The sequence below is a fragment of the Gluconobacter cerinus genome, from assembly GCF_002723935.1.
Lineage (GTDB): Bacteria > Pseudomonadota > Alphaproteobacteria > Acetobacterales > Acetobacteraceae > Gluconobacter > Gluconobacter cerinus.
The window spans coordinates 1-22,509 of sequence record NZ_BEWM01000006.1 but is presented as its reverse complement, the minus strand read 5'-3'; the positions used below and the strand labels follow the sequence as shown (position 1 = coordinate 22,509).

The window sequence follows — 22,509 nt, the reverse complement described above, 5'->3', positions numbered from 1 at the left end:
ATGAGAAGGAGGCGCTTTTACAGGAGCGCCTCCTTCTCTTGAAGTTACCAGGCCGCCACGGACCCATCGCTGCGTGGGTCGGTAGCTCCTTCGAGGCGACCATTCGTGTGCCTTACGATGGCTCCGGCATGTCCCATGATGGATGACATGCCAGGAAGCTGCTCAATCACATGTCCTGCATCCTGAAGGGCCTGAACTACGGTCGGATCAAATCCAGGCTCCAGTTTTAGCGACGTACTTTCCTGCCCCCATGTGCGACCCAGGAGCCAGCGGGGACGACAAATTGCCTCCTGTAGTGGGACGCCATGTCGGGCATAGCGGCTGAAAACGGCGGCCTGTGTCTGGGGTTGGCCTTCACCCCCCATGGTTCCGTAAACCATGACGCGTCCATCATTGAGGCGCGCAGCGGCGGGGTTCAGGGTGTGGAAAGGCTTTGAGCCGGGAAGCAGGCAGTTCCAGCCAGAGGGTTTCAGGCGGAATGAAGATCCACGGTTCTGCCAGAACAGACCGCTTTGCGGCAGCATTACACCGGAGCCAAACTCGAAATAGAGGCTCTGGATCATGCTGACGGCTACACCATTGCTATCAATGGCGCCCATCCATGTCGTGTCGCCCCACTGGGTTTCTTCCGTCCAGGGGAATGCTTGTGTCATGGAAATGCGGGCAGCCATTTCGTCCAGCGCTGACGGGTCTTGCAGAAGGGCGCGAATATCCTCTTCCGCAGTTGAGCGGCCATCAATTTCGCGATTTCGGTAACGAAAAGCCTGCTTCGTGGCCTCAATCAGTCCGTGAAGGTGTTCATAACTTTCTGGCGCGTCGCATTGTGGAAGACGATCCTCCAGCGCGAGGATCAACAGAGAGGCTGCCCCCTGTGTTGGGGGTGCCATATTATAGAGCGTCCCCATTGAGGTCTGAACATCCAGCGGCGTTTTGACTTCAGCGCGATGCGACAGGAAGTCGTCCAGACGCAGGGGGCTGCCAGCGGCCTCAAGATCGGCCGCCATGCCTTTTGCCAGATCGCCCTCATAAAAACTTCGCAGACCATGGTGAGCGAGGCTTCGCAGTGTAGCCGCCAAAATAGGCGAGGTCTGAATTTCTCCTTCCTGCCAGGGAATATCGTCAGGGATGCAGAAAGACCGAAAAGCCTCGTTTCCACAAAGTTCTGCCTGCTTTTCCTTCAGAAGTGCGGCTTCGCTCTCCGAAACGACGCGTCCTGTGCTGGCATAGTGGATGGCATCGCGCAGGAGGCGATCTAGCGGGAGGGAGGGCTGTTGCTTGGCGCTTTCTTTCAGGGCTGCTTCCCATCCAGAGACCGTTCCGGCGACGGTATTGGCCGCCAGACCGCCGCGCCAAGGGATGACGCTGTGGCCAGCCTGAGCATACAGATCCAGCGTGGCATTTCTGGCCAACCGTCCGCAGGCATCAATCGCAATGGTCTGCCCGTTGGGGTAGGAAATCAGCCAGAACGAATCCCCTCCGAGGCCTGTCATGTGGGGGTAGACCGCGGCCAGTGCAGCGGCTGTTGCTACAATGGCTTCAATAGCTGTCCCGCCATCTTTCAGGACGTCCAGTCCAGCCTGACTTGCGAGATGATGAGGGGATGTCACCATCCCGCGGAGAGAATTGGGCGTCTGCATGGAAAATACCCGTCAGGCAGGAGGGGAAGATTGGAGGCGGGAGATATGGTCACACAAAGTCTGGATCAGCAGCTCTTCTGGCCCCTGAGCCGTCTGGTGACGTGTGGCCGCAATAAAATCGACATTCGGGATGCGCGGCAGGGAGGGTATTTCGCAAAGGGAAAGCCCATCAGACTCTCGCAGAAACCCTGGCTGCGCCGTAATGCCGTATCCTGCACGGACGGCGGCCAGAATTGCGCTCAGATTGCCGCTGGTGAAGGCGATGTGCCACGGGAGTTCGGCACGGTTCAGAGCTTCGATTGCAAGGCGCCGGGTGACGCTACCTTCCGGGAACGTCACCAGTGGAATGGACTGACCGTCTGAGAAAGGTATTTGCGCCGGGCCGAACCACCGCAGCTCTTCGGTCCAGAGCTTCTGGCCGTGCGTCTCGGAAGAGCGACGCATTCCGCAAAGCAGATCAATTTCATCATTGTCCAGAAGGCGCGTCAGGGATGCACTGAGCCCGATGGTCATTGTGATTTGAAGAGAGGGATGTGCCGCGCGGAAAACGCCCAGAATTTCGGGGAAACGCGTTAACAGGAGGTCTTCCGTCACACCCAGCCGGATGGTTCCACGTGGTGTACCGTCCCGGAAGTAGGCAAACAGACTATCTTCAACCTGCAGAAGACGCTGGCCTAATGAGACGAGGGCCGTGCCATTTTCTGTCAGGCGTACAGCTTTTGTGCTGCGTGCCAGCAGCCGGGTGCTCAATTGCTCTTCCAGCCGGCTGACATGCTGACTGATCGTGGACTGACTGACACCCAGCATCTGCGCTGCAGACGTGAAATGCAGAGTTTCCGCAACCGCCAGAAACGACTGCAGATGCATGGGATCAAGATGGGTTTGATCTTTCATGCGAATATGTGAGGTGAGTTTTATCACGAGGTCAACTTGATCTGGTCCCGTTATGAGCGCAAACTTTATTCAAGATTGTACGTCCTTCTGGCGGAGACAAAATGACAGCCCACGGAGCCCGTGCCGTTCAACGGTGCCGCATTCTCGTTGAACCTCCATTCAGCGAGACGGCTGGTAGCCTTTTCCGTTTCTGGCTCGGAACATCCTATCGACATACCCTCGCTCAGGTCCAGATCTGGATGGAAGAAGCAGGCATGGATGTGCGGACCGATGCCGTGGGTAATCTGGTTGGTCGCTATGAAGGGACAGATCCAAAGGCACCGGTTCTCATGATTGGCTCGCATCTTGATACGGTGCGGAATGGGGGGGCTTTTGACGGCAACCTCGGGGTGATGCTGGGAATCGAGCTGGTTGCAGCCTTGAAGGATCAGGGCACGCGCCTTCCATTTCCAATTGAGGTTATTGGGTTTGGTGACGAGGAAGGATCCCGGTTTCCTGTTCCCATGATCTGCTCCCGAACAATGACGGGGGAGATCAGTGCCGTTCCTCAGGGCGTAACGGATTCTCAAGGCATGACGGTTGCCGACGCGATGCTGGCATATGGCCTTGACCCGTCGCAGCTAAAGAATGCAACGCGCCGACCAGAGGATATTCTGGCCTTTATCGAACCGCATATCGAACAGGGGCCTTGTCTGGAAGCTGCGGATGAGCCCTTGGGCGTCGTGACCGCGATCGCTGCCCAAACCCGCCAGCGCGTTATGGTCAAGGGGCAGGCCGATCATGCTGGTACTACGCCGATGACTCTGCGCCGCGATGCGCTAGCCGGGGCTGCGGAGATGATGCTGGCAGTAGAAAAGCGTGGGTTGAACGGGGCCGGAAATCTCGTGGCAACGGTTGGGCAAATAGAAGTGACGCCTAATACTTCAAACGTCATTCCCGGCGATGTCTGGTTTTCACTGGATATGCGCGCAGGCTCCAATGAGGTGCGCGACGCACTGGCTGAAGGCATCCGGTCTGATATTCGCGACATTGCGAACCGGCGCGGACTGGATGTCTCCTTTACGGCTCCACAGCAACTGGAAGCGGCAGAGTGCTCTCCGGGGATCATTGAACGATTTGCTTCGGCTGTTGAAACGGTAACAGGGCGCTCTGCCCCTCGGCTTCTCAGCGGTGCCGGGCACGACAGCATGGCTATGGCGGGCTTCTGCCCGATGGGTATGCTGTTTATTCGCAGCCCGGGTGGTCTGAGCCATCATCCAGATGAAACAGTGCTTGTGGAAGACGTTGAACTCGCCCATCGCACCCTGCTTGCTTGCGTCAAGGAATTTCAGTCATGACTTCATCTTTTGCTCAAATTGATCCGCCGTCGCGCCTGCTGATGGGCGCAGGGCCTGCCAATGTGCACCCACGCATTCTACGGGCCATGGCAACGGACGTCATTGGCCAGATGGACCCCGAGATGACGGCTTACATGGATGAAACCATGGCGCTGTATCGGGAAGTTTTTCAGACAAAAAATCACTGGACGCTGCTGATCAACGGTTCTGCCCGTTCGGCCATTGAGGCTGCTCTGGTTTCGCTGGTTTCTCCGGGCATGAAGGTGCTTATTCCGCGGATCGGGCGCTTTGGCCTTCTGCTGACGGAAATTGTCCATCGGTGCGGCGGTATTCCCTGCACTGTGGATGTGGAGTGGGGGCAGGTTGTTGATCCGGCTGCCATTGAAGCTGCCATCATCGAACACAAGCCTGGCCTTGTGGCGACCGTGCATGGCGATACGTCCACCACAACTGCCCAGCCACTCGCAGAAATCGGTGCTATTTGCCGCCGTCATAACGTCCTTCTCTACGTCGATGCGACTGCTACGCTGGGCGGAATGGAGTTCAAGACGGACGCCTGGAACATCGATGTAGCAACTGCCGGGCTTCAGAAATGCCTTGGTGGACCGCCGGGATCTGCACCGATCACGCTGTCGGATCGTGCTGTAGAAGCCATCCTGCGTCGGCGCCATGACGAAGCCGGTATTGCGACAGGCCAGCCGCAGGGTGAGGGGCCTGTGATTCAGTCGAATTACTTCGATCTGGCGATGCTCATGAATTACTGGTCTCCGGCACGGATGAACCATCACACTGAAGCGACGTCGATGCTTTATGCGTCTCGCGAGGCTGCTCGGATTGTGGTTGAGGAAGGTGTGGATGCTCGGGTCGCACGTCACACGCGCGCCGGACGGGCCATGGTGGCGGGTCTGCGGGCGATGGGGCTGCGCGTCTATGGCGACGACGCTACGCGGATGACCAATGTGACTGGCGTATGGGTTCCTGAAGGGGTTGATAACGCCCGGGTTCGCGAGCTGATGCGCAAGGACTTTGAAATCGAGATCGTCTCGTCTTTTGGTCCACTGACAGGCAAGATCTGGCGTATTGGCGCGATGGGTGTGAACGCGCAGAAGCACAAGGTTCTACTGACCCTTGCGGCCTTTGAAACCGTTCTCGCAGGTGAGGGCGTCAAGCTACCCCGTGGGGCCGGAGTAGATGCGGCGCGTGCTGCCTGGGATGCTGCCTGAAGTCTTTCGCAGTCAGATTAGGCCGGATTTAACTTTTCGAATGATTTTTCCGGCCTGATCCACTTTTCCTGCCACCGCCACTTTCCTTGTTGACGGTTGCCCAGGCACGGCTCTCAGCTTCTTTCTTAGGGACGCCGTGCTTTTCATAGTTTTCTTCGATGTGCTCAGCCTGGCGTTTCTGCTTGTCTGTGTAGGCTGATTTGTCTCCACGTGGCATGGTCTGTCCTCCTGAAAACAAGGTCTGAAGCGGCATTACGCTTTAAGAACCGTCAGGTTTTGCCAGTAAGATGGCCGGATTGGTATTTTCATAGAATGTAAGACAGTTTTCTTTCATTAAGGGCTTGCCAAGCTCAAAGCCGTTAGTTAGAAAGCGCCCACCTCGATGGATGCGCCGGTGTAGCTCAGCTGGTAGAGCACGTCATTCGTAATGATGGGGTCGGGAGTTCGAATCTCTTCTCCGGCACCATCGAGGTATTTTCCTCAAAATAGATCAAGATACCAGACATACAGTTCAGTATGCACATGGATTTTGATGTCTGGTTTTTGTCAGATTATTGCCGGAAAATTTTCTGGCTCTGGGCAAATGCTGTAAAATGGGTCTACCATTCGGCATCAGATCCTGATGCGTGGGCCGCATTGTGCTGGCTGCACTGTCTTATGGCGGCTCCATGCGTTAGGTTAGGAGCGTCATGACTGACCGTTTTCACAAACGCCTCTGGCAAAATGCCGTCAACCTGTCCTGGACCCCGCAGCGCCCACGTGCGTCGTTGCATGTTGTGGAAGGTTTGCACGAATGCTCCGTCTGTGGGCTGTTCCAGAGGGTTCCCGAACTCAAGCCTGGCTTTTTGGCAGAGTGCGAACGCTGTGGCGCGCAAATTGCACGCCGTCGAAAGACCTCCGTCATTGGTGCGCCTGCTGCTTTCTGTGTGGCCTCCGCTGCGCTCTACATTGCTCTCCTGATCAGTCCACTCATGACGCTGAACGTCTATGGACGTGAGAACACTGTCGCTTTGATGTCTGGCCCTATTGAGCTATCGCATCAGGGCTACAACACCATGTCTTTCCTGGTCGGACTGACAACTCTGGTCATGCCAGGCATTGTCATCGCCTTGATGGGGGCTGTGCTGTATGGCGCGTCCCGCCCCCACATGCCTGACTGGACCCCAAGACTTCTGACCTGGTACGATCGCCTTCGCGGCTGGTCCATGGTGGAAGTCTATGTTCTGGGCGTGCTGGTTGCCTATACCAAGCTCGTGGATCTTGCCCTCGTCGATCTGCAACCCGGGGTGTACCTGCTGGGTGGCCTGATGCTGACGATGGCCGCCATGGATTCCACGTTTGATGACGATCTGATCTGGAACAATCGCGACTTGCGAAAAAGGGTGGACGGCCATCGGGGGCGTATTCTGGATGTTGCTCATCTGGATGCTCACGAAGACGCTCTTCCTCCTGTTGAGCACATGCTGTCCTGTCACGCCTGCGGACTGGTGGTCGCTTTTGATCATCCTGTTTTGCAGGAGGCAGATATGGGCGATTGTCCGCGGTGCGATCAGATTTTGCGCCGACGTAAAAGGCAAAGCCTGGCATCGGCCAGCTGTCTTCTGATCGCAGGCGTTATTTTCTACATTCCGGCCAATATGCTGCCTGTCATGACCTACACCAAGGTGGGATCAGGCGCGCCAAGTACCATTATCAGCGGCGTGATTGAGTTGTGGCAGGCTGGTATGGTGCCTTTGGCCCTGCTGGTTCTTTTTGCCAGCATTACCGTTCCGGTTCTGAAAATTTTGGCCTTGAGTTTCATGATCATCAGCACGAAGCTGAGGTCCCGGTGGCAGTTGCCGCTGCTTGGGAAACTCTACCGCATGGTGGACATTATCGGGCGTTGGTCGATGATCGACGTTTTCATGATCTCTATTCTCTGTGCGGTGGTCCATTTTGCGTTTCTGGCCAATGTGACTGCCGATCCCGGCATGATCTGTTTTGCTTTGGTCGTGATCCTGACCATTTTTGCCGTGGAGCTGTTTGATCCTCGGGCAATGTGGGATGCGGCAGGCCTGAACAGTTCTGTGGCCAGCGACGCATCAAGGCATACCTTTTCTGATGGCAGGCCAACCGATGGCCCGACCCCTTCTTCTGATACCTCTATGGAGCCTGAAAGCGCGTGAGCGATTCCCGAAATAATCGCGGGCAGCAGCCGGCCTTTCCGGAGGAAGCTCCGGTACGCCGGACCCGCTTCTCCCTGATTCTGCTGATTCCAGTTCTGGCTATTCTGATTTCTGGTTGGCTGGCCTGGAAGCATTTTGCCACGCGTGGGCCCGAGATCACGATTACCTTTGATACTGCAGATGGCCTCACTCCTGGCCAGACGCAGGTCAAGAACAAGGCCGTGACGCTAGGTACAGTGCAGGACATCACTCTGAGCCGTGACATGCGTCATGTGAGCGTCAAGGTTCAGATGAATGCGAATAGCGCCCATATTCTGACAGACAGCACGCGCTTCTGGGTTGTGCGGCCACGTATTAATGGCGCCAGTATCACCGGACTCGATACGTTGATTTCCGGGGCTTATATCGCGATTGATCCCGGAACTTCTGGGGAGCATTACCAGACTGAATTCCGCGGTCTTGAAGCAGCTCCGGGCGTCCGCTCTGACCAGCCTGGAACAACATTCTGGCTCGTGTCACCGGCTCTCGGTTCATTGGGTGAGGGCGCTCCCGTTTTCTTCCGGGATGTCCCTGTTGGTGATGTGCTGGGCTATACGATGCCGCCGGGGGGTGAAGGCCCGATTGTTGTGCAGGTCTTCATCAAGGCGCCATATGATCATTACCTGCGTACGGACAGTCGCTTCTGGAATGTCTCGGGAATTCAGGTTGGTCTGGGTGCCGGTGGTCTGAAGGTTCAGATGCAGTCGCTGCAAGCGCTGTTCTCTGGTGGTGTGGCGTTTGGGCTACCGGATAATCGGAACGCCGTGAATGCGCCTGTTGCCCCTGCAAACTCGGTTTTCAAGCTCTACACAAGCCAGGCCGATGCAGAAAGTGCCCGCTACCATCAGCGTCTCCGTGTCGTGACCTATATCGATACATCCGTGAAGGGGCTTGCGGCTGGAAGTCAGGTCAGTCTGTTCGGCCTGCAGGTTGGAACAGTGACATCTGTAAAGTTGCAGATGCCTTCTCCGCAGGCGCACCCGAAGGTCCGGGTGGAAATGCAGATCGAGCCCGAGCGCATGATGCCGGAATGGAGCGAAAGCCAGCTTGCGCGTGCCAAGGAGTATCTTGCGGCTTTCGTAGCTAATGGCCTGCGTGCTTCCGTCCAAAGCGCCAGCTTCCTGACGGGTGAATCGCTGATCGGGCTACAGTTCGTGAAGAATGCACCACCTGTGACCATGACGTATGAGGGTGACGTCGCTGTGCTCCCCAGTCAGCCAGGTGGCATGGACGGGATTATGGAGTCTGTTTCCACCATCACGGACAAGATTGCAGCGATGCCGCTCACGCAGATTGGTGAGCACGTCAATGACCTGATCGCACATGCGGATGGCCGTTTGAACAGCCGCGAAGTGACGCAGTCTCTGGTTGCGTTGCGTAATTCGCTCCAAAATCTGGATGCGTTGAGCAAGAATGCAAATCAGCATCTTCCGGAGCTTATGACGGCCCTGCAGGGAACCTTGACCAACGCTCAGACTCTTCTTGGGTCCTACGGCGGAGATACGGATTTTCAGCGTAGCCTTCAGGGCATGATTACACAGATGACCCAGATGGCGCGTTCGCTCCGCTTCCTGACGGACTATCTGGGACATCACCCATCAGCACTTATTACCGGTCGTAGGAACTGATCCCATGGCAAAATATTCGCCTCTTCGTATGCGCCTGTTGTCCATGGGACGCCTGTTTGGTCTGGCAGTCTCACTGACGGCCTGTAGCAGCGATCCCAAACTGTATACGCTGGCACCTGTATCCGGGATGGTTCAATCGGGCGGTCCTGTTGTCGTGGAAGTCCGGACGCCTGTTGTTCCTTCTCGCCTCGATAGGGATACTATTGTCCGCCAAAATCGCGATTACCAGACGACATTGGCGACTGGCGATAGCTGGAGCGAAGCGCTTCCTGATATGATAGCCCAGACATTGACGACTGATCTGTCGCAGCGTCTTCCGGGGACAACTGTCGTGTCGCAGGGAGATGCGGTAACTACGACACCCTCTGCTTATGTAGAGGTGACAATCCGGAATTTCGAAGCCGATGCGGCTGGCCATGCGCTTATCACTGGTGCTGTATCCGTTCATCCTGCCCAGAAGATGATTGGCCCGGTTCTGACTGAAGCGTTTGCCTGGCAATCTCCTGAGAGTGCGCAGCTTAATACCGGTAAGCTGGTGGCGTCTCTCAGTCAGGGGCTGTCCGTTCTCGCTGATCATGCGGCTTCCCGGCTGCGATCACTTCCCTCTACAAGCCGGTAAGAGGGACTACCCGAGGCAATAAAAAAGGCTCCCATTTGGGAGCCTTTTTTATTCATATCGTCTCAGCAGAAGAGATCAGAGCTTCTCAACCTGCGTGAAGTCCAGGTCCACCGGGGTCGAACGACCGAAGATGGAAACGCTGACCTTGAGGCGCTGACGTTCTTCGTCGACTTCCTCGATCATGCCCGTAAAGGACGTGAACGGGCCGTCTGCAACGCGGATCTGCTCGCCGATCTCGAAGGTGAGGGCAGAACGTGGACGTTCCACACCTTCCTGAGCCTGCTTCATGATCCGGTCTGCTTCTGCAGCCGTAATCGGGGTTGGGCGATTGCGCGTTCCCAGAAAGCCGGTGACCTTGGGGGTGTCTTTGACGAGATGCCATGCATCATCCGTCAGTTCCATCTTCACAAGAACGTAGCCGGGGAAGAACTTGCGCTCTGAATTGACCTTACGGCCCCGGCGCATTTCCGTCACGTCTTCGGATGGGACAAGGATCTGCTCGAAATGGTCAGATAAGCCCTTCTGTGCAGCCTGCTCCTGAATGTGGCTCGCGATCTTTTTCTCGAACCCGGAATAGACATGCACAACATACCAACGTTTTGCCATGCTGCGGACCTAGCCTCCAACGCCAAACAGCTCGCGGACGCCCAGGCCAATGACCTGATCCACGATGAAGAAGAAGATGCAGGTCACGGTAACCATGGCAAGCACCGCACCCGTCGTAATGAGGGTGTTACGACGTGTAGGCCACGTAACCCGCTTGGCTTCGTTGCGCACGTCTTTGATGTACGTGCCCAGATTGAAGCCGGATCCGTTTTTATGAGGCGCCGTCTTACGCGACTCGTCTTTCGGGGTAGTGACCGACACCATCGTCCTCGAATCAAATGAAAATCCGCGTCCCGGTGCCGGAAAAGCTATCCGGTAAAGCGGGGTGGCAGGGGCGGAGGGTCTCGAACCCACAACCTTCGGTTTTGGAGACCGACGCTCTAGCCAATTGAGCTACGCCCCTATCATCGGGGGTACCACAAAGACTGTGATACACCAACGACAGTGGGGCAGAAAAGATAATGTTCAGGGATGAAAGTCAAGTACCCATAAGCATCTAGGTTCATATTTTTCATTTCTGGCATTCCCCCTCTTGCGAGGATGCTGAGGAATGGAGTATGACACCGGCAACCTAAGGGCGGGCGTAGCATAGTGGTAATGCAGTAGCCTTCCAAGCTTCTGAGGAGGGTTCGATTCCCTTCGCCCGCTCCAGCAGGTTCCCCAAAAAATCTGATCCAGGCGACTAATCAGAGCTGGGTACTTCTATGTGCCTTTTCTGCTCTGCCAAGCGTCTGGCCGCAGTTCCTGTGAGCTGACTGCATACTCCGCAACTCTCTTGCTCGATGCGGGCATTTTATCTCTGCCTGAACACAGTCCCCAATGATTGTAAGGCAATTCCGCAAAATGGTAGAAATTCTGAGTTCTCCCTGACAGCAGCAGGCTGGCATGCGCGCTACTGTTTTTTGGGAATGAAGAATTTGCCTGCAAAGAGCAGTGTTACGCTGAAAAATTTAGTTGTGCGGTAAGGTTGTAGCTCTGCCTCGGTTGCACTGGATCATGGGGACGTGCTAGAGGCGGCGCCAAGTGGAGGACCGGGTTCAGACGAATCCTGCGTAGGGTCGTGTGTGCCTGAATCCCAACGGATTTGGAAGCAAGGGACCGGATAAGCCGGTTCCGGCCGCATCCTGCGGCGGAAAAGTGAGACGGAACACGCGTGTGACGGTGACACAGGTGCCGCAGATGGGACCCACAGGTGGCTTGGCTCAACGCTATGCCCGAGCGCTTTACGACTATGCCTCAGAGCAGGGAGCGCTCTCTGATGTGCTGGCTCAGGTTCGGGGACTTCGCGATGCGATTTCCCAGAGTGCTGACCTGCGGACGTTCCTTGCGGACTCCCGCCTTGATGCACATCGCTCAAGCAAGGTTGCTGGTGCCCTGACCGAGAAACTCGGTTTCGGAGATGCCGTCCGTCGCTTCGTCGGCGTGATTGCTGCTAACCACCGTCTTGCTGATCTCGCTTCTATTCTGGACGGCGTGCTGGCCCTTGATGCGAGCCTCCGCGGCGAAACCGTTGCAGAAATCCGCTCCGCTCAGCCTCTTACTGACATGCAGCGCAGCCAGCTTCAGGGCCGTCTGGCCGAAGCGGGTTACAGCCGCGTGTCCATGATCGAACGTACAGATGCCTCCCTGATTGGCGGCATGACTGTACGTGTCGGTTCTATATTGTTTGATACTTCGATCGCCGGGCGCCTGACTCGCCTGCAGAACGCCATGAAGGGAGCCGCGTGATGGATATCCGTCCCGCTGAGATTTCGGACATCCTCAAGCAGCAGATCGCGTCTTTCGACAAGGTCGAGACCGTTTCCGAGACGGGCACGGTCCTGTCGATTGGTGACGGCATTGCTCGTGTTTACGGCCTGACGAATGTCATGGCTGGCGAAATGGTCGAGTTTGAAGGCTCTGGCCTTAAGGGCATGGCGCTGAACCTCGAAGCCGACAACGTCGGTATCGTGATTTTCGGTGATGGCGACGAAATCCGTGAAGGTGACACGGTTCTTCGCACGAAGTCCGTTGTTGAAGTTCCGGTTGGCAAGGGGCTCCTTGGTCGCGTTGTTGACGGCCTTGGTAACCCGATCGACGGTCGTGGCCCGCTGACGGACGTGGAATATCGCCGCGCCGAAGTGAAGGCTCCGGGCATCATGCCACGTCAGTCGGTTAGCGAACCGATGCAGACGGGTATCAAGGCCATTGACGCTCTGGTGCCGATTGGACGTGGCCAGCGTGAGCTGATCATTGGTGACCGCCAGACCGGTAAGACGGCGATCCTGGTTGACACTATTGTGGCCCAGAAGCCAGTCAATGCTGAAGGCGACCCGAAGAAGTCTCTTTACTGCATTTACGTTGCTGTTGGTCAGAAGCGCTCCACGGTTGCAAACCTGGTTCGTACGCTGACGGAGCAGGGCGCGATGGAATATTCCATCGTTGTTGCTGCCACGGCTTCTGATGCTGCACCAATGCAGTATCTGGCTCCCTACACGGCTTGCGCCATGGGTGAGTACTTCCGTGACAACGGCATGCATGCTCTGGCTTGCTACGATGACCTGTCGAAGCAGGCTGTTGCATACCGTCAGATGTCACTGCTGCTGCGCCGTCCGCCGGCACGTGAAGCTTTCCCAGGTGACGTGTTCTATCTGCACTCCCGTCTTCTCGAGCGTGCAGCCAAGATGTCTGATGCCAACGGCGGCGGTTCTCTGACGGCTCTGCCGGTCATTGAGACGCAGGCTGGTGACACGGCTGCGTACATCCCGACCAACGTGATTTCCATCACCGACGGTCAGATCTTCCTTGAGACGGACCTGTTCTACAAGGGTATCCGTCCGGCTGTGAACGTCGGTGGTTCTGTGTCCCGTGTGGGCTCAGCCGCTCAGATCAAGGCGATGAAGCAGGTTGCTGGCAAGATCAAGCTTGAGCTGGCTCAGTATCGTGAAATGGCTGCGTTCTCGCAGTTCGCTTCCGATCTGGATGCTGCAACGCGCAAGCAGCTTGATCGTGGTGCACGTCTGGTCGAGCTGCTGAAGCAGCCTGAGACGTCCCCGCTTCCGGTTGAAGAGCAGGTTGTTGTTCTTTTCGCTGGTACCCGTGGATATGTTGATCCGATCGCCGTGGATAAGGTTGTGGCCTACGAGGCTGCACTGCTGACGGAAATGCGTGGCGCTGGCGCTGGCATTCTGACGGCCATCCGCAACGATCGCCAGATCAAGCCGGAGACGGAAGGCAAGCTCAAGGAGCTGCTCGAAGCTTTCGGTAAGCGCTTTGCAGCCTGAGGATAGTCCATGGCTTCGCTGAAGGAACTGCGCGGTCGGATCACGGGCGTCAAATCGACGCGCAAGATCACGAACGCCATGAAAATGGTCGCAGCATCCAAGCTGCGACGCGCCCAGTCCCAGGCTGAGGCGGCTCGTCCCTACGCCGAGGCCATGGGCCGCATGATGGCGGAACTGGCAGCGGCAAGCCGCGGCGCTGATGCGTCCAGCCTGCCGACACTGCTGGGCGGTACGGGTAAGGATCAGGTCCATCTTGTGGTGGTCCTGACTTCGGATCGTGGTCTGGCGGGTGGCTTTAATGCCAACATTGTTCGGAGTGCGCGTCAGTTGATCCGCACGCTGCGGGATGAGGGTCGGACAGTGCGTCTTCTGCCAGTTGGCCGTAAGGGTGCTGATATTCTTGCAAAGGAATATCCGGATCTGGTGGTTGAGCGCGTGGCAGGGACGGAAGGCCGTGACGTCGGTTTCGACAAGGCTGAGTATGTGGGCAAGAAAATTGTCGCCATGCTTGAAGCCGGCGAGATTGATCGCTGCACGCTGATCTACAACCGCTTCGTCAACGCGATGACGCAGATTGCCATCCAGCTCCCGCTGGTGCCTCTGTCCGTCGCGGAAAATGACAATGCGGCGCCTGCCGAGGCTGCCCAATACGAATTCGAGCCCGATGAGGCTACGCTCCTGGCCAATCTTCTGCCACGCAATCTTCAGGTGCAGATTTTCTCTGCCCTGCTGGAGAGTGCAGCAGGTGAGCAAGGTGCACGGATGACGGCTATGGACAACGCGAGCCGGAATGCCAGCAAGGCAATCGACCGTCTGTCCCAGAAGTACAACCGTACGCGCCAGGCCAACATTACCAATGAACTGATCGAGATCATCTCCGGCGCAGAAGCCGTTTGAGATCACGCAGGAGACGAACCGATGTCTGAGACTCTTAACCCTTCTGCCCCGGCTGCAAATAACGTCGTCGGCCGTGTCACGCAGGTGCGTGGCCCGGTTGTTGACGTGCAGTTCGAAGGCGATCTTCCGTTTATCCTGAACGCCCTTCATGTTCAGAACGGCGATCACACGCTTGTTCTGGAAGTTGCACAGGAAATTGGTGAGCGTCAGGTCCGCTGCATTGCCATGGACACGACGGACGGCCTGAGCCGTGGCGCGGAAGTCCGTGACACTGGCAAGCAGATCATGGTTCCGGTTGGCCCGGCTACACTTGGTCGTATCCTGAACGTCATTGGCGAAGCCATTGACGAACGTGGTCCGATCGTTAGCGACAAGTATTTCCCGATCCATCGTAAGGCTCCGTCCTTCGAGGAGCAGGCTGCTGCGTCCGAAATCCTCGTAACAGGCATCAAGGTCGTTGACCTTCTTTGCCCGTACCTGAAGGGCGGCAAGATCGGCCTGTTCGGTGGCGCAGGCGTTGGCAAGACCGTTATTATTCAGGAACTCATCAATAACATCGCGAAGGCACACGGTGGCGTGTCCGTGTTCGCAGGTGTGGGTGAGCGTACCCGTGAAGGTAACGACCTGTATTTCGAAATGCAGGACGCTGGCGTTATCAAGATCGCTGAAGACGGTTCCACGGAAGGCTCCAAGGTTGCTCTGGTCTATGGCCAGATGAACGAGCCGCCGGGAGCACGTGCCCGTGTTGCTCTGACGGGTCTGTCACTCGCAGAATACTTCCGTGACGAAGAAGGTCAGGACGTTCTGTTCTTTGTGGACAACATCTTCCGCTTCACGCAGGCTGGTTCGGAAGTGTCTGCTCTGCTGGGCCGTATTCCTTCCGCCGTGGGCTATCAGCCGACGCTGGCAACGGAAATGGGTGCCCTTCAGGAGCGCATCACGTCCACCAAGAAGGGCTCCATCACGTCCGTTCAGGCCGTGTATGTTCCTGCTGACGATCTGACCGATCCGGCACCTGCTGCGACCTTTGCTCACCTTGATGCCACGACGGTTCTAAACCGTTCGATCGCAGAAATGGGCATCTACCCGGCTGTTGACCCGCTGGACTCCACGTCCCGCTCCCTTGACCCGAAGATCGTCGGTCAGGAACATTACGACATTGCTCGTAAGGTTCAGCAGACGCTTCAGACCTACAAGGGTCTGCAGGACATCATCGCGATCCTGGGCATGGATGAGCTGTCTGAAGAAGACAAGAAGATCGTTGGCCGCGCACGTCGCATTCAGCGCTTCCTGTCCCAGCCGTTCCATGTGGCTGAAGTGTTCACAGGCGCACCTGGCAAGCTGGTTGCTCTGGAAGACACGATCCGTTCCTTCAAGGCTGTTGTAAACGGTGAATACGATCACCTGCCAGAAGGCGCGTTCTACATGGTTGGCGACATTGACGAGGCCATCGCCAAGGCCGAGAAGATGAAGCAGGAGGCCTGATCCTGATGCCCCTACGCATCGAGATCGTCAGCCCGGAAAAGCGCCTTGTTGACCGTCAGGTCGACATGGCGGTGGTCCCGGGCATGGAGGGCGATATTGCAGCCATGCCGGACCGTGCACCGCTGATGCTTCAGCTGCGTGGTGGCGTTGTGGCCCTGTATGAAGGCGACAAGATCGTCGACCGTTATTTCGTGGGCGGTGGTTTCGCAGATATGGGCGCAGAACACTGCACCATTCTGGCAGATTCTGCTCAGCTCATGAGCGAGCTGTCTGCGGATGATGCCCGTGATCGTTTGCGGGATCTGGAAACCACATGGGCCCAGATCGAGCCGAACGATACTGATGCGCATGATCGTCTCAGCCGTGAAATCCAGAGCGTTCGCGCTGAACTGGAAGCTGTTGAAGGTCCTGCTTCAGTCTGAGGCTGAACGCAGCATCTATGAAAAGAGAAAGAACCCATCCGGTCAGTTGACTGGGTGGGTTTTTCTTTGTCCGCAAGCTTCCTGTATGCTGCCGTCCAGACTTTACCAAGTGATGGTGGCGCGTAATGACGGACTCTTCCCCTGACACTGAAATTATGTCCGAGGGCGTTGATCTCGTCTCTGTAGAGGCAATCGAATGTGCTGGGGATGTAGTAGACGCAGAGCGGGAAGAAGGCGCGACATCTGAACCAATTGCAGAAGATATCGTCGAGCTGACGGTTGTCGTTCGGGAGAGCGTCAGTAGTGCTCTCTGGGAAAACAGCGTCCCAGTTTTGCTGGAGCTTGCGGTTCGTAATCTTGCAAATCGGGATCTCTCAGATGTCGAGATTACGCTGCATTCCAAGCCCGGTGTGCTCCGAACAACCTCCTGGCGGCTTCAGTCTCTCGGAATGGGACAGTTTCGGGCGTTAGAGCGCCTCGATGTGGAACTGGATGGGGCCTACCTTGCCTCCCTGAGCGAAGCAACACGCGCTGAAGCTCATTTTACAGTCTCGGAGGTACAGCCCGATGGTGCGCGGGCAACGCTTCTCGAACGCGTTCTTCCTCTGACTGTCCGCTGCCGGAGCGAATGGGGCGGATTACAGGGGCTGCCCGATCTGCTTGCTGCTTTTGTTCTACCGAATGATCCTGCTGTCGCAAAAATTCTTCGTTCAGCTTCTCTTCTTCTACAGGAGACCGGCCACAGTGGCTCTTTGGAGGGATACCAAGGTGGTCGAAAGCGGGCGTGGGAACAGGCACAGGCGATCTGGTGCGCAATCGCTGGCTTGAACATTACGTATGTCAGTCCACCTGCCTCTTTTGTGGAGGCTGGCCAGAGGGTGCGTCTTCCCACTCAGATTGTGGAAGACCGACTGGCGACTTGCCTGGATACAGCCTTACTGTTTGCGTCCTGCCTAGAAGCTGTTGGCTTGCGGCCATTACTGATCATGCTCAAAGGTCATGCGTTTGCTGGTCTATGGCTATCTCGGGAGCAGTCTGGAACCTCAGTCATTCAGGATCTGCCGGGATTGCGGAACAGGGTAGCCCTTGATGATGTCTGTGTGTTCGAGACAACGCTTGTAACTGCAGCGTCTTGCCCGGATTTCGCAAAGGCCTGTGAGCGTGGGCTTGCCCAGCTTCAGGATGATAGTGAAGACTCGAAATTTGAAGAGGTCATAGACGTCCACCGTGCCCGACTGCGCCGCATTCGGCCGTTGTCATCGCTTGTGCCTAATACTGATCCGGCCGAGAGCGATGATGTGGAGACCTCTGCCACGCCTCAGTTGAAAGCAGCGCCTGATCTTCGGGAAGCACTCGGAGACCATGAAAACGAAGAGACACCGGAATCCCGTTTGGATCGCTGGTGTAAGCGGCTACTGGATATTTCAGGCCGAAGCCGCCTTCTGAACCTGCCACGCTCTGAGAAGCAGATCATCGAGATCTGCTGTGCAGATCCGGGAAGGTTGGAAGACCGTCTGGCAGAAATGCGGGGAGGGGAACGGAAACCAGCGCTCAGGCTTCGAGCTCGTCCCGAACTGATGGATGGGTCTGACCCGAGGAGTGCTGCGCTCCATCAGCAGCGTCATCATGACGATCAGCACAGGGCTATTGCCGCAGAGGCTCTGGAGCACGGTGAACTGCTGGTTGCCCGGGATGAAGCTGGCTTACAGTCCGCTCTTACAGAAATCTATCGCAAGGCGCGTGCGGCTGCGCAGGAGGGTGGGGCAAATACACTTTTCCTGACTCTGGGAGAGCTTGTGTGGGAACCTCGGGGGCGGGATCGCAAGGCGAGAGCCCCCTTGATTTTGGTCCCCGTTATTCTGGAACGTAGCAGCATCAACGCTCCGTTCCGGCTGCGCGCGCATACCGATGAAAGTCGGGTGAATGGCAGTCTGCTGGAAGTTCTTCGACAGGATTTCGCCATGCGGTTTCCTGAACTGGAAGGAGAGCTTCCTCAGGATGAGGCTGGTTTGGACGTTGCGCGCATCTTTCACATTTTCCGCGCAAAAATCCGTCAGCTCCCGCAATGGGAAGTGCAGGAACGTGTCAGCCTGACGACCCTCTCTTTTGCCAAGTTCCTCATGTGGAAGGATTTGCAGGAAAGACGGGACGCGCTGCGTATTAACCCGGTTGCCAGTCGTCTGCTGGATGGGGTTTCAGAATCTGATGACACCGGAAGTGGTTTCCCCACGGCTTTGTTCGAGGGACAGAAATCGCTGGATAACGCTCTGGACGAGGCTTCCCTGCTTTGTCCTATGGAAGCTGACTCGTCCCAATTAACCGCCGTTGCCCGGGCGGCAGCGGGTGAAAATTTTGTCCTGATCGGTCCGCCGGGGACCGGCAAAAGCCAGACGATTGCCAATATCATCGCTGATACGCTGGGACGGGGTAAGACGGTCCTGTTCGTCGCAGAAAAGAGAACTGCGCTGGAAGTCGTGCGGAATCGTCTGCGTTCTGTAGGGCTGAGTGAGTTCTGCCTGGATCTGTTTTCGCCTCAGGCTGGGCGCGGCGCAGTGCTGGAACAGTTTCAGCAGGTTCAACTGGTCAGGGAAGAGTTTTCAACAGCGGAATGGACCTCGGCCCAAAGCCGTCTGATGGCAGTCCGCCAGGATCTGAATGCCTATGTGCAGGATCTGCATAAGCGGTGGAACAACGGATGGACTCCCTATCAGGCCATAGGCGTGGTTCTGGAGGCCGATCGTAACGGCACTTATCCGCTTGCTCTGAAATGGTCAGCTCCAGACGCCCATGCGGAAGCAGACTGGGAGTCGCTCAAGAATGCGGCCAGTCTGTTGGCGGGACTCTATGAGCGCTTCGGGCGGGATGCCCTGTCGCCTCAGTTGTCGGGAATAGAGCAGGAAGAGTGGACGTCTCGCTGGCAAGATCAGATCCTTCAGCAGAGTCAGGCCTTGAGAGGGCAGATCGATGCGTTGTCTCAAGCAACGGATGATCTGTGCCGCGTACTGGGTTTGACTGGCACTGACCGATCGTTGGCTCAACTCCATCGACTCCAGTCGTTCTGTGCTCTGCTGTATCGGCCGGAAGCGGCTTGGGGGGCGTGGGCCCTTTCCGAAGATGCGCACGACAAGGCTCAGGTTGTTCTTGCAGAAAAAGAACGGATTGCACGTCATTGCACTCTGGAGCAGGGGCTGGCTGTGCGTTGGAGTGATGCGAAAACACTCCCGTTGGAAGACTTGCATCGTGAGTGGAAGGAGTCTGAAGACAAATGGCTTCTTTCGCGCAGGAGTGCTCAGAAAGCTGTACGCCGCCGACTTGAAGCGAGTGCGAAAAGCGTCTTACCGGACGACTTGAGTGATGAGCTGTCCCGGCTTCTGGAGCTGTCTGCGCTGGAACGCGACCTGAAGGAAGCCCCTCATAGGGAGGTTGTCGGTTCTCTCTGGAGTGATGTGACGACCGATTTTGAAAAAATCGAAGCCGCTCTGCTCTGGGGAACTGAGATTCGCACGGCATTGGCAAGCTGCGTCCCGGATCTCGCAGGATTGCTCTCTGTGAGACGGCAAATCCGGGAGCTGCTTACAGAAGGGCGTGATCTTCTTGCAGAGAGTGGGCCGGTAGGTCTGAAAATTACGGGGTTCAGGAAGGCACTTTCGGCGGCTGAGGAAAGCCTGAGCCTTTTGGCTGACCTGGCGGAAAGTCCTTGTCTTGCAATCGAGCCAGATGGCGAAGACTGGCTGCTGCGTTTGTCTCAACATCTGACGGGCTGGCTTGAGCAGGGTAAGAATCTGCGGGACTGGTGTGCATGGCGAAAGGCCTGTCACACAGCTGAGCGTCTGGGACTGGGTCCGTTAGTAGAGGCGCTTGTGGCAGAGCGCGTGGCTCCGAAAGAGCTTCAATCCGTTCTTACTGCCGCTTATGCCCGATGGTGGTTGGCAGCAGCCGTTGATGAGCAGCCACGACTGCGCGGTTTCGTTGCCGCAGCACATGAAGAACAGATTGAGCGCTTCAAGACGTGGGACGGTGACGCTGCCAATCTGGCAGGGCGTCTGATCCGGGCAAGGCTCTCAGGTAATATTCCCGCTCAGGACGTTCGGCGGCAGGACTCACAGTATGTGATGATTCATCGTGAAGCGCAGAAGAAAGCCCGGCATATGCCGATTCGTCAGTTGGCTGCTGCTGCACCACGGGCGGTGAGAGCGCTTACGCCCTGCTTCATGATGAGCCCTCTTTCCGTAGCGCAATATCTTCCCCCAGACAGTGAGCCGTTCGATCTGGTCATTTTCGATGAAGCCTCGCAGATCCCCACATGGGATGCCATTGGGGCCATCGGACGTGGCCGACAGGTGATCGTGGTCGGAGACCCCAAGCAGCTACCGCCGACCAGCTTCTTTGCACGAAGTGAGAATGAGGACGAAGACGGTGAACTCTGCGATATGGAGTCCATTCTCGATGAGTGTCGTGCGGCTGGTGTGCCGGAAATCACGCTGAAATGGCACTATCGCAGCAGGCACGAGAGCCTGATCGCGTTTTCCAACAGTCAGTATTATGGCGGCGATCTCATCACGTTCCCCTCGAACGTGACGCAGGATCGAGCTGTTTCTTTCCAGTTTGTGGAGGGTGGCAACTACCAGAGAGGTGGCAGCAGAACCAATCCCGCAGAAGCCAGAGCTGTTGCGGATGCTGTTGTAAGGCATTTGAAGACTGCCAGAGAGAAATCCGTTGGCGTCGTAACGTTCAACGGAGAGCAGCAGACACTGATTACTGATCTGCTGGAAAAGGCCCAGATGGAGGATTCCTCGCTGGTGCCGTTCTTTAGCGAAGAGTGCCCGGAACCTGTCCTGATTCGGAATCTGGAAAATGTGCAGGGCGAAGAGCGGGACGTGATGTTCTTTTCCCTCACCTATGCGCCGGAGCTAAAAGGGGCGCCTTACGTTTCGTTCGGCCCATTGAATCGTGCGGGCGGCGAAAGACGTCTCAACGTCGCTGTGACGCGGGCGCGTGAAAAACTGGTTGTTTTTGGTTCCTTGCGCGCTGAACAGATCGATCCGTCCAGAAGCTCTGCAGAAGGTGTATTGCATCTTCGGAAGTTTCTGACCTTTGCAGAGCACGGTGCAGGTGCACTTGCCGGTTTGCATCAAGGGTCAGTCGGAGAAGAAGAAAGCCGCTTTGAACTCGAAGTCTCGGCGTTATTGCGTCAACGCGGATGGGATGTTCGTCCCCAGATAGGTGTCTCCCGCTTTCGGATTGATCTTGGCGTGGTGGACTCGGACATGCCCGGAAGCTTTCTTGCGGGCGTCGAGTGCGATGGCGCGACTTACCATCGTAGCGCCACCGCGCGTGATCGCGACAGACTGCGTCAGGCCGTTCTAGAAAATCTTGGCTGGGTGATTTTCCGTGTTTGGTCGACTGACTGGTGGCTGAATGCGAACCGCGAGGTGGAACGTCTGGATCAAGCCTTGAAGCTGAGATTGGAAGCCGTAAGAGAAAGTCGACTTAGTCTTCCGGTCGAGGAGCCAGATACTGAGGTCCAGGAAGTGCCGGAGACTGAAAGCGCTTTCGTAGAAGAACCATCTCTCTATGCGGGGTTTGTCCCTCATGACACGAGTGCCATTGTGGCCGCTCCGTATATTCCGGAGGACGATAGTGAAGAGGCATTATCGGCACAGCCAGATGCAGCGCGTTTCGCAGATGATGACTATCTGCCGGTTCTGCAGTCCCTGATTCAGCAGGCTCTTTGTGAGAAGGGGGTTCTGCATGAAACGGCCCTGATCCAGAAAATTGCGAGACAACATGGTTTCGCGCGGGCGGGACGACAGATCCGGGAGCGAGTTCTTACAGCCATCCCTGATGGCGTGGGAAAAACTACCGAAGACGCTGGAACGTTCTTTTGGGAAACAGAAGACGTTGTCTGCAATCCTGAGACCGTCTTGAAGCGAGACTCTGGAGAGAGTGTTGATCCTGCTCAGGTTCCGATGTCGGTTCTAATGGCTTTGGCCAAGGAGCAGCAGGACAAAGGGCTTGGAGAAGAAGAGGGTATCGGAGAGATGCGAAAAGCCTGCGGATTAGGGCGTATCGGGGCGGCGAGCAGGCTGCGTTTCCACGACGCATGGCTTTCTGCGGCTGCAAACATAGAAAACTAAGGAAAAAGGGGCGCCAGATGATTTTTCTGGCGTTTTTTTTGATTTTTTTAGTTTTGTTTTGTGAATGGAAAGTGTGTGTAAGGGGGGAAAGTGTAGGAAATCTGTGGGTTAGTGTTGTGGATAAGTGTCGTATGATGATTGTTTGACAGTGATGGGT

Annotated in this window: 15 protein-coding genes, 3 tRNA genes and 1 pseudogene; 13 read left to right on the top strand and 6 right to left on the bottom strand. The window is 56.5% G+C overall.

Features of this window, described 5'->3' with window-relative positions; translation table 11 throughout:
- Positions 1 to 44: 44 nt before the first annotated feature.
- A complete protein-coding gene (locus tag GCE01_RS13600; protein WP_099213348.1) occupies positions 45 to 1,610 on the bottom strand; it encodes a gamma-glutamyltransferase family protein in 1,566 nt (521 codons plus the stop codon).
- A gap of 39 nt (positions 1,611 to 1,649) precedes the next feature.
- Positions 1,650 to 2,531, bottom strand: coding sequence for a LysR family transcriptional regulator (locus GCE01_RS13595; protein WP_099213289.1), 882 nt, complete (start codon positions 2,529 to 2,531; stop codon positions 1,650 to 1,652).
- Between the two features lie 101 nt (positions 2,532 to 2,632).
- On the opposite strand from GCE01_RS13595, the gene GCE01_RS13590 reads away from it, so the two are divergent.
- Together GCE01_RS13590 and GCE01_RS13585 are read left to right on the top strand one after the other, a co-directional pair.
- Positions 2,633 to 3,868: an allantoate amidohydrolase gene (locus GCE01_RS13590; protein WP_099213288.1), complete on the top strand. Its 1,236-nt coding sequence runs from the start codon at positions 2,633 to 2,635 to the stop codon at positions 3,866 to 3,868.
- A complete protein-coding gene (locus tag GCE01_RS13585) occupies positions 3,865 to 5,091 on the top strand; it encodes a pyridoxal-phosphate-dependent aminotransferase family protein (RefSeq protein WP_099213287.1) in 1,227 nt (408 codons plus the stop codon). The genes GCE01_RS13590 and GCE01_RS13585 overlap by 4 nt, the downstream gene beginning before the upstream one ends.
- Positions 5,092 to 5,140: 49 nt before the next feature.
- Here GCE01_RS13585 and GCE01_RS13580 read toward each other — a convergent pair.
- Positions 5,141 to 5,308, bottom strand: a pseudogene (locus GCE01_RS13580) (plasmid stabilization protein); the annotation flags it as partial.
- Positions 5,309 to 5,481: 173 nt separating this feature from the next.
- On the opposite strand from GCE01_RS13580, the gene GCE01_RS13575 reads away from it, so the two are divergent.
- The 4 genes from GCE01_RS13575 (at position 5,482) to GCE01_RS13560 (ending at position 9,542) form a co-directional block, all read left to right on the top strand.
- Positions 5,482 to 5,557: transfer RNA gene (locus tag GCE01_RS13575), tRNA-Thr, on the top strand.
- 223 nt (positions 5,558 to 5,780) lie between these two features.
- Positions 5,781 to 7,256, top strand: coding sequence for a paraquat-inducible protein A (locus GCE01_RS13570; RefSeq protein ID WP_099213285.1), 1,476 nt, complete (start codon positions 5,781 to 5,783; stop codon positions 7,254 to 7,256).
- Positions 7,253 to 8,923: a PqiB family protein gene (locus GCE01_RS13565; protein ID WP_046900221.1), complete on the top strand. Its 1,671-nt coding sequence runs from the start codon at positions 7,253 to 7,255 to the stop codon at positions 8,921 to 8,923. Before GCE01_RS13570 ends, GCE01_RS13565 begins: the two co-directional genes overlap by 4 nt.
- Positions 8,924 to 8,927: 4 nt before the next feature.
- On the top strand, positions 8,928 to 9,542 hold the full coding sequence (locus GCE01_RS13560; protein ID WP_099213284.1) for a PqiC family protein: 615 nt from the start codon (positions 8,928 to 8,930) through the stop codon (positions 9,540 to 9,542).
- Positions 9,543 to 9,617: 75 nt separating this feature from the next.
- On the opposite strand, the gene nusG is transcribed toward GCE01_RS13560, so the two are convergent.
- The 3 genes from nusG to GCE01_RS13545 form a co-directional block, all read right to left on the bottom strand.
- Positions 9,618 to 10,148, bottom strand: a complete 531-nt coding sequence (gene nusG / locus GCE01_RS13555) for a transcription termination/antitermination protein NusG (protein WP_046900219.1) — start codon at positions 10,146 to 10,148, stop codon at positions 9,618 to 9,620.
- A gap of 9 nt (positions 10,149 to 10,157) precedes the next feature.
- A complete protein-coding gene (secE, locus tag GCE01_RS13550; protein WP_232309136.1) occupies positions 10,158 to 10,412 on the bottom strand; it encodes a preprotein translocase subunit SecE in 255 nt (84 codons plus the stop codon).
- A 62-nt stretch (positions 10,413 to 10,474) separates the two neighbouring features.
- Positions 10,475 to 10,551 (bottom strand) — tRNA-Trp (locus tag GCE01_RS13545).
- A 174-nt stretch (positions 10,552 to 10,725) separates the two neighbouring features.
- Between GCE01_RS13545 and GCE01_RS13540 the strand changes: the two genes are divergently transcribed.
- From GCE01_RS13540 to GCE01_RS13510, 7 genes are all read left to right on the top strand, one after another.
- Positions 10,726 to 10,799, top strand: a tRNA-Gly gene (locus GCE01_RS13540).
- 504 nt (positions 10,800 to 11,303) lie between these two features.
- Entirely contained in the window at positions 11,304 to 11,876 is a 573-nt protein-coding gene (gene atpH / locus GCE01_RS13535) for an ATP synthase F1 subunit delta (RefSeq protein WP_099213347.1), read from the top strand.
- A complete protein-coding gene (gene atpA / locus GCE01_RS13530; protein WP_046900218.1) occupies positions 11,876 to 13,411 on the top strand; it encodes a F0F1 ATP synthase subunit alpha in 1,536 nt (511 codons plus the stop codon). The genes atpH and atpA overlap by 1 nt, the downstream gene beginning before the upstream one ends.
- Positions 13,412 to 13,420: 9 nt before the next feature.
- Positions 13,421 to 14,308 carry a F0F1 ATP synthase subunit gamma gene (locus GCE01_RS13525; RefSeq protein ID WP_046900217.1) on the top strand — a complete coding sequence of 296 codons (888 nt, stop codon included), beginning with the start codon at positions 13,421 to 13,423 and terminating at the stop codon, positions 14,306 to 14,308.
- Positions 14,309 to 14,329: 21 nt separating this feature from the next.
- A complete protein-coding gene (gene atpD / locus GCE01_RS13520) occupies positions 14,330 to 15,793 on the top strand; it encodes a F0F1 ATP synthase subunit beta (protein WP_099213283.1) in 1,464 nt (487 codons plus the stop codon).
- Between the two features lie 5 nt (positions 15,794 to 15,798).
- Positions 15,799 to 16,215 carry an ATP synthase F1 subunit epsilon gene (atpC, locus tag GCE01_RS13515; RefSeq protein WP_046900215.1) on the top strand — a complete coding sequence of 139 codons (417 nt, stop codon included), beginning with the start codon at positions 15,799 to 15,801 and terminating at the stop codon, positions 16,213 to 16,215.
- A gap of 125 nt (positions 16,216 to 16,340) precedes the next feature.
- A complete protein-coding gene (locus GCE01_RS13510; protein ID WP_099213282.1) occupies positions 16,341 to 22,352 on the top strand; it encodes a DUF4011 domain-containing protein in 6,012 nt (2,003 codons plus the stop codon).
- The last annotated feature ends 157 nt before the right edge of the window (positions 22,353 to 22,509 follow it).

Coding starts and splice junctions, on each gene's coding strand:
- GCE01_RS13600 (WP_099213348.1), bottom strand. CDS start 1,610: ATGGTGACATCCCCTCATCATCTCGCAAGTCAGGCTGGACTGGACGTC.
- GCE01_RS13595 (WP_099213289.1), bottom strand. CDS start 2,531: ATGAAAGATCAAACCCATCTTGATCCCATGCATCTGCAGTCGTTTCTG.
- GCE01_RS13590 (WP_099213288.1), top strand. CDS start 2,633: ATGACAGCCCACGGAGCCCGTGCCGTTCAACGGTGCCGCATTCTCGTT.
- GCE01_RS13585 (WP_099213287.1), top strand. CDS start 3,865: ATGACTTCATCTTTTGCTCAAATTGATCCGCCGTCGCGCCTGCTGATG.
- GCE01_RS13570 (WP_099213285.1), top strand. CDS start 5,781: ATGACTGACCGTTTTCACAAACGCCTCTGGCAAAATGCCGTCAACCTG.
- GCE01_RS13560 (WP_099213284.1), top strand. CDS start 8,928: ATGGCAAAATATTCGCCTCTTCGTATGCGCCTGTTGTCCATGGGACGC.
- nusG (WP_046900219.1), bottom strand. CDS start 10,148: ATGGCAAAACGTTGGTATGTTGTGCATGTCTATTCCGGGTTCGAGAAA.
- secE (WP_232309136.1), bottom strand. CDS start 10,412: ATGGTGTCGGTCACTACCCCGAAAGACGAGTCGCGTAAGACGGCGCCT.
- atpA (WP_046900218.1), top strand. CDS start 11,876: ATGGATATCCGTCCCGCTGAGATTTCGGACATCCTCAAGCAGCAGATC.
- GCE01_RS13525 (WP_046900217.1), top strand. CDS start 13,421: ATGGCTTCGCTGAAGGAACTGCGCGGTCGGATCACGGGCGTCAAATCG.
- atpD (WP_099213283.1), top strand. CDS start 14,330: ATGTCTGAGACTCTTAACCCTTCTGCCCCGGCTGCAAATAACGTCGTC.
- atpC (WP_046900215.1), top strand. CDS start 15,799: ATGCCCCTACGCATCGAGATCGTCAGCCCGGAAAAGCGCCTTGTTGAC.
- GCE01_RS13510 (WP_099213282.1), top strand. CDS start 16,341: ATGACGGACTCTTCCCCTGACACTGAAATTATGTCCGAGGGCGTTGAT.